The 2,703-nt window shown below is 43.6% G+C and carries 6 protein-coding genes and 1 pseudogene; 6 read left to right on the top strand and 1 reads right to left on the bottom strand.

Annotated features, from left to right (window positions below):
- The 5 genes and pseudogenes from EAE90_RS24375 to EAE90_RS22970 form a co-directional block, all read left to right on the top strand.
- Nucleotides 1-635: RHS repeat-associated core domain-containing protein (locus EAE90_RS24375; RefSeq protein WP_281422393.1), on the top strand; the 635-nt coding region annotated here is incomplete at its 5' end.
- Nucleotides 635-967 (top strand): hypothetical protein, encoded by a 333-nt coding sequence (locus EAE90_RS22985; protein WP_112896816.1) that lies wholly within the window; start codon nucleotides 635-637, stop codon nucleotides 965-967. The genes EAE90_RS24375 and EAE90_RS22985, both read left to right, overlap by 1 nt.
- Nucleotides 968-1,087: 120 nt before the next feature.
- Nucleotides 1,088-1,576, top strand: a pseudogene (locus tag EAE90_RS24820) (RHS repeat domain-containing protein); the annotation flags it as partial.
- A 99-nt stretch (nucleotides 1,577-1,675) separates the two neighbouring features.
- Complete coding sequence (locus tag EAE90_RS24815; protein WP_191214983.1) at nucleotides 1,676-1,957, top strand: HNH/ENDO VII family nuclease; 282 nt, start codon at nucleotides 1,676-1,678, stop codon at nucleotides 1,955-1,957.
- Entirely contained in the window at nucleotides 1,954-2,385 is a 432-nt protein-coding gene (locus EAE90_RS22970; RefSeq protein WP_214055423.1) for an SMI1/KNR4 family protein, read from the top strand. Before EAE90_RS24815 ends, EAE90_RS22970 begins: the two co-directional genes overlap by 4 nt.
- Nucleotides 2,386-2,432: 47 nt before the next feature.
- Here the strand turns inward: EAE90_RS22970 and EAE90_RS24810 are convergent, their stop codons facing one another.
- Nucleotides 2,433-2,531, bottom strand: a complete 99-nt coding sequence (locus EAE90_RS24810) for a DUF7706 family protein (protein WP_422616016.1) — start codon at nucleotides 2,529-2,531, stop codon at nucleotides 2,433-2,435.
- Between the two features lie 69 nt (nucleotides 2,532-2,600).
- Here EAE90_RS24810 and tnpA point away from each other — a divergent pair.
- On the top strand, nucleotides 2,601-2,703 hold a 103-nt coding region (tnpA, locus tag EAE90_RS24805; RefSeq protein WP_422616012.1), incomplete at its 3' end, for an IS66 family insertion sequence element accessory protein TnpA.

Here is a 2,703-nt window from a genome sequence, read left to right as displayed (position 1 = left end):
TCGACCCGACGGGTAAACGGGTGTGGCGGCGGCCGAAGCAGTCCCTGTACGGGCTGCGGCTGGGCGGACACGGCGAAAACCCGCAACTGGACCCGGGCCTCCGATTCGCCGGGCAACTTTTTGATGAAGAAAGTGGTTTATTTTATAACCGGTTCCGCTATTATTTGCCGGAAGCGGCGTGCTACCTCAGCCCTGATCCTTCGGGGTTAGCAGGAGGAGTAAATCCTTACAGTTACGTGCATAATCCGACGGGTTGGATCGACCCTCTGGGATTGTCTTCTAAGAAGTGTATACCGAATAAAGTAGCAGGGACAGCCAGAGAAAAAAGAGCGCAAGCTATATTTGAAAAACGTTATGGCAAGGAAAACGTCATAAGTGAACGTTACTTACGTGATGCTAATGGCAAGTCAGTTAAGGATCCTTTAACTGGAGAAAGGAGGAGGATTGACTTTGTGATCAAGGGGCAAGATGGAAAATGGAGCCCTGTTGAAATAACTAGTCAAACAGCACCAAAAGTCGGACAATTAGCTAAAGAACAACGCATTCAACAAGCTGGAGGGATATTTGTCAGAAATCCAAATACCCGAGAGTTAATAGAAATAAATGATATATCAAAAGTGATTAGGGCAAGATAATGACTGATTTCGATTTACATAATATCCCAATGTTACTGGGAGCAAATAAAAGTAAAGATTATCAAGAGCAAATAATTAGCTTATCCAATGCATTAATGTATTTCTTAAAAGATAATAACTTACTAATAAATATGGAACCATTTGCTGAAAATGGAGATGTTAAAAAAGATCTTATACTGAAAATGTCTCATGTCACACCAGAAGGGCTAGAACTTTTTAAAAAAGTAATTCCTGGCTGGCTTAGTTATCTTGATAAAAGTACCAAACCTGAGAAATATCAGAATATTAGCCGTCTTGAAAAAGGTTTGGCTAAGTTACGTGAAAATAAATGATACTGAAATTATAATCCAAGCCGGAAAGATCTTTCGAGATCTTCCGGCCTTTTCCGGGCAGTAAATCCGCCATGAAAGCAGATGTCGGAAAAGAGGGTCGCGGCAGGAATAGCCGTTACCGGCGACGTGCCAGCAGAAATCCGGGAATACCAGCACGGCCGGCTGAAAATGATCCGCCATCTGGTGTTTGACGGCTGGGAACTGGTGGCGCAGCAGACGCAGCAGTTTACGCTTAATCTGGACAACCGGGTGGAACTGATGGCCGGGGAGGTGCAGACCCAGTATGCGGTCAGCGCCCCGACCGGCGAGCCGCTGGCGCTGTTCGACCCGACGGGTAAACGGGTGTGGCGGCGGCCGAAGCAGTCCCTGTACGGGCTGCGGCTGGGCGGATACGGCGAAAACCCGCAACTGGACCCGGGCCTCCGATTCGCCGGACAACTTTTTGATGAGGAAAGTGGTTTATGCTATAACCGGTTCAGGTATTATTTGCCGGAAGGGTGTTGTTACCTGAGTGCCGACCCATTGGGGTTAGCAGGAGGAGTAAATCCTTACAGTTACGTGCATAATCCGACGGGTTGGATCGATCCGCTGGGTCTTGCTGGCTGTCCAACTGACTATAGTCAAAAGAGAGAATATTGGTCATCAAATCCGGTTACATTTAAAGGGAATAAGGTATATCAAAGAAATGATCTGTTTGATCCTCAACATATGTCGGCATGGCGAGATCAAGGGAAAGTGATTCGAGGAACTAATATTGAACGGATGGCCTCAGGTAGGGCCCCTGTTGGGCATGATGGAAAAGCTGTAAACTTACATCATATGTTACAAACTCAAAACGGTCCTATTGCTGAAATGAGCCAAACATTCCATAAAGTTAATCACAAAGCAATTCATATAAATCCTAATACGATTCCTTCAGGAATAGATCGAGCTACATTTAATAAATGGCGAGAACAGTATTGGATTAATAGAGCTGGAGATTTTAAATGAACAGAGACGAATTAATAGATTTATTCGCGGAGCATCCCGATTTATTGAATATGGGAAGTTCAGGTGATGCACCCTCTCCTGAATGGATAAATAAAACAGAAAAAGCATTATCACTAACATTACCTGATGATTATAAATGGTTTTTGAATAATTTTGGTGGTGGTGATATATGTGGAGATGAGATATATAGCATATATTGCATTCCGTTTGAGGAAGCTATTGGCGGTGATTTAGTATATCAAAATACAATAGCTAATAATTACCTTAATGAAGGCAAATTAGTTGTCTCAAATACAGACTTCGGAGAAGAGTTTTATTTCAACATAAATAATCTGGTCGAAGTTTACATATCATTAGGAACAGAAAATAAATTATATGCAAGCAATTTCATTGAGTTTTTATATAAGCGATTGATGTCATATAAATAAATATGAAGGGTTGGAAGATCTCAAAGATCTTCCAACCTCATTAATATCTACCGGGGTGAATACCCACAGTAAGCCAGAGCAGATTGAAGCTTAGAAATCGCATCCTTAATCGTAAACGTCCGGTCATCTGGTAAACGTCCGGTCATCTCACCTTGTTCTTCCTCCCTGTCCCATGCACGCTACCGTTTCCCTATCTTCACCTGGAGACTGACACCATGAGCCGTAGCCGATATACCCCGGAACAAAAACAGCAACATGTGACCCAATGGCGCCACAGTGACCTGACCCGAAAACAGTATTGCGAACAGCATCAGCTGA

It is taken from the genome of Photorhabdus caribbeanensis, assembly GCF_018448885.1.
GTDB lineage: Bacteria > Pseudomonadota > Gammaproteobacteria > Enterobacterales > Enterobacteriaceae > Photorhabdus > Photorhabdus caribbeanensis.
This window is presented reverse-complemented; position numbering and strand designations above follow the sequence as displayed.